Consider the following 3,974-nt stretch of genomic DNA (forward strand, 5'->3'; position numbering starts at 1 on the left):
TTTGATGGAGAGTTTGATCCTGGCTCAGGATGAACGCTGGCGGCGTGCTTAACACATGCAAGTCGAACGATGAAGCTCCTGCTTGCAGGGGTGGATTAGTGGCGAACGGGTGAGTATCACGTGAGTAACCTGCCCTTGACTCTGGGATAAGCCTGGGAAACTGGGTCTAATACCGGATAGTACTTCGCACCGCATGGTGTGGGGTGGAAAGATTTTATCGGTCTTGGATGGGCTCGCGGCCTATCAGCTTGACGGTGGGGTAGTGGCTCACCGTGGCTTTGACGGGTAGCCGGCCTGAGAGGGTGACCGGCCACACTGGGACTGAGACACGGCCCAGACTCCTACGGGAGGCAGCAGTGGGGAATATTGCACAATGGGCGCAAGCCTGATGCAGCGACGCCGCGTGCGGGATGACGGCCTTCGGGTTGTAAACCGCTTTCAGCAGGGAAGAAGCTTTTGTGACGGTACCTGCAGAAGAAGCGCCGGCTAACTACGTGCCAGCAGCCGCGGTAATACGTAGGGCGCGAGCGTTATCCGGAATTATTGGGCGTAAAGAGCTCGTAGGCGGTTTGCCGCGTCTGCTGTGAAAGCCCGGGGCTTAACTCCGGGTGTGCAGTGGGTACGGGCAGACTGGAGTGCAGTAGGGGAGACTGGAATTCCTGGTGTAGCGGTGAAATGCGCAGATATCAGGAGGAACACCGATGGCGAAGGCAGGTCTCTGGGCTGTTACTGACGCTGAGGAGCGAAAGCATGGGGAGCGAACAGGATTAGATACCCTGGTAGTCCATGCCGTAAACGTTGGGCACTAGGTGTGGGGGACATTCCACGTTTTCCGCGCCGTAGCTAACGCATTAAGTGCCCCGCCTGGGGAGTACGGCCGCAAGGCTAAAACTCAAAGGAATTGACGGGGGCCCGCACAAGCGGCGGAGCATGCGGATTAATTCGATGCAACGCGAAGAACCTTACCAAGGCTTGACATCAACCGGACCGGGCCAGAGATGGTCTTTCCCTTCGGGGCTGGTTGACAGGTGGTGCATGGTTGTCGTCAGCTCGTGTCGTGAGATGTTGGGTTAAGTCCCGCAACGAGCGCAACCCTTGTCCTATGTTGCCAGCACGTAATGGTGGGGACTCATGGGAGACTGCCGGGGTCAACTCGGAGGAAGGTGGGGACGACGTCAAATCATCATGCCCCTTATGTCTTGGGCTTCACGCATGCTACAATGGCCGGTACAGTGGGTTGCGATGCCGTGAGGTGGAGCTAATCCCTAAAAGCCGGTCTCAGTTCGGATCGAAGTCTGCAACTCGACTTCGTGAAGTTGGAGTCGCTAGTAATCGCAGATCAGCAATGCTGCGGTGAATACGTTCCCGGGCCTTGTACACACCGCCCGTCAAGTCACGAAAGTTGGTAACACCCGAAGCCCATGGCCCAACTCTTTGAGGGGGAATGGTCGAAGGTGGGACTGGCGATTGGGACTAAGTCGTAACAAGGTAGCCGTACCGGAAGGTGCGGCTGGATCACCTCCTTTCTAAGGAGCTGGACTCGAGTTGAGTCCGCCCCGTTGTGGCATCCGAATGTGGTGTTCCGGGGTTTGCTCAAGGGTGGAATATCAACAAATCAACTCCTTCTTCGGGGTTGGGTCGTCTTGGCAGCGTCTTGGCGTGGTTTTAGTACGCTTACACACTTTTGGGTGTGTGGGTTGGAAGGAACGCGTTGGGGGTTGTTGAGTGGTTTTTGGTGCACTGTTGGGTCCTGAGGCTATTGGCTTCATGGATCTTGGCTTCTGCTTCAGGTAGCCACGGCTGGTGCCCTGCGTTTTTGTGGGGTGGTTGTGGTGATGGGGGTGGGGGTTGTTGTTTGGGAACTGCATAGTGGACGCGAGCATCTTTTTTGTATTGTCTTGTGTATGTGTGTCGTAAGTGTTTTAGGGCGCATGGTGGATGCCTTGGCATTAGGAGCTGATGAAGGACGTGGGAATCTGCGATAAGCCTGGTGGAGCTGATAACCGAGTGTTGAGGCCAGGATCTCCGAATGGGGAAACCCGGCATGCTGTTGTGGTGTGTCACCAGTCGCTGAATGAAATAGGCGGTTGGGGGGAACGTCGGGAAGTGAAACATCTCAGTACCGACAGGAAGAGAAAACAATAGTGATTGCGTGAGTAGTGGCGAGCGAAAGCGTATGGGGCTAAACCGGTGGCGTGTGATACCTGGTAGGGGTTGCGTTGCCGGGGTTGTGAGACCCAATATCCCAGGACTACCATTCTGGGCGGTTGAGGTGCGGGCGTATAGACGAACAGTGTTGAGTCACTGACCGTAGGGGGTGTGAGTCCCGTAGTTGTAATGCGTTCCGCCGGCTGTTTTGGTGTTCTCGAGTAGCACGCGGCTCGAGGAATCGTGTGTGAATCTGCCAGGACCATCTGGTAAGCCTGAATACTCCCTAATGACCGATAGTGAATCAGTACCGTGAGGGAATGGTGAAAAGTACCCCGGGAGGGGAGTGAAATAGTACCTGAAACCATGTGCCTACAATCCGTCAAAGCATCTTTTGGGGTGTGATGGCGTGCCTTTTGAAGAATGAGCCTGCGAGTTAGTGCTCAGTAGCGAGGTTAACCCGTGTGGGGCAGCCGTAGCGAAAGCGAGTCTGAATAGGGCGTTTAGTTGCTGGGTCTAGACCCGAAGCGGAGTGATCTACCCATGGCCAGGGTGAAGCGTGTGTAAGAGCACGTGGAGGCCCGAACCCACCTAGGTTGAAAACTGGGGGGATGAGCTGTGGGTAGGGGTGAAAGGCCAATCAAACTCTGTGATAGCTGGTTCTCCCCGAAATGCATTTAGGTGCAGCGTTGCGTGTTTCGTCCTGGAGGTAGAGCTACTGGATGGCTGATGGGCCCTACAAGGTTACTGACGTCAGCTAAACTCCGAATGCCAGTGACGTGAGAGCGTAGCAGTGAGACGGTGGGGGATAAGCTTCATCGTCGAGAGGGAAACAGCCCAGACCACCGGTTAAGGCCCCTAAGCGTGTGCTAAGTGGGAAAGGATGTGGAGTTGCTTAGACAACCAGGAGGTTGGCTTAGAAGCAGCCACCCTTGAAAGAGTGCGTAATAGCTCACTGGTCAAGTGATTCCGCGCCGACAATGTAGCGGGGCTCAAGCACACCGCCGAAACCGTGGCAATCAGGTTTTCCTGGTTGGGTAGGGGAGCGTCGTCTATTGGGTGAAGCCAGGTTGTAAGAGCTGGTGGACGGTAGACGAGTGAGAATGCAGGCATGAGTAGCGAAAGTCATGTGAGAAACATGGCCGCCGAATGAGCAAGGGTTCCAGGGTCAAGCTAATCTGCCCTGGGTTAGTCGGGGCCTAAGGCGAGGCCGACAGGCGTAGTCGATGGATAACGGGTTGATATTCCCGTACCGGCGAACAACCGCCCCAAGCAAACCTGAGATACTAACCACCCGAACCCAGCCTAAGTTCACTTCGGTGAACAGGGCTGGTCTAGCGTGGGACCTGATCGGGGGCGTTTAGCGTAGTAACAGGTGTGACGCAGGAAGGTAGCCGGGCCCAGCGATGGTTGTCTGGGTCTAAGAATGTAGGCTGACTCCTAGGCAAATCCGGGAGTCGTTGAGGCTGAGATTTGATGGGCTCCACCTTTTGGGTGGGGATCCGGTGATCCTATGCTGCCAAGAAAAGCATCGACGCGAGGTTGTTGTGCCGCCCGTACCCGAAACCGACACAGGTGCTCAGGTAGAGAATACTAAGGCGATCGAGAGAATCACGGTTAAGGAACTCGGCAAAATGCCCCCGTAACTTCGGGAGAAGGGGGGCCACCCTGGTGATCAACCCTTGCGGTTGTGAGCTGGTGGTGGCCGCAGAGACCAGGGGGGTCCGACTGTTTACTAAAAACACAGGTCCGTGCGAAGTCGTAAGACGAGGTATACGGACTGACTCCTGCCCGGTGCCGGAAGGTTAAGAGGAGCTGTTAGCCAC

General features: G+C 55.7%; 2 rRNA genes. Both read left to right on the forward strand.

Annotated elements, in window-relative coordinates:
• Position 1: 1 nt before the first annotated feature.
• Positions 2 to 1,526 (forward strand): 16S ribosomal RNA (locus tag GNZ21_RS08390).
• Positions 1,527 to 1,911: 385 nt separating this feature from the next.
• Positions 1,912 to 3,974, forward strand: a 23S ribosomal RNA gene (locus tag GNZ21_RS08395); the annotation flags it as partial.

It is taken from the genome of Nesterenkonia alkaliphila, assembly GCF_009758175.1.
Classification (GTDB): domain Bacteria; phylum Actinomycetota; class Actinomycetes; order Actinomycetales; family Micrococcaceae; genus Nesterenkonia; species Nesterenkonia alkaliphila.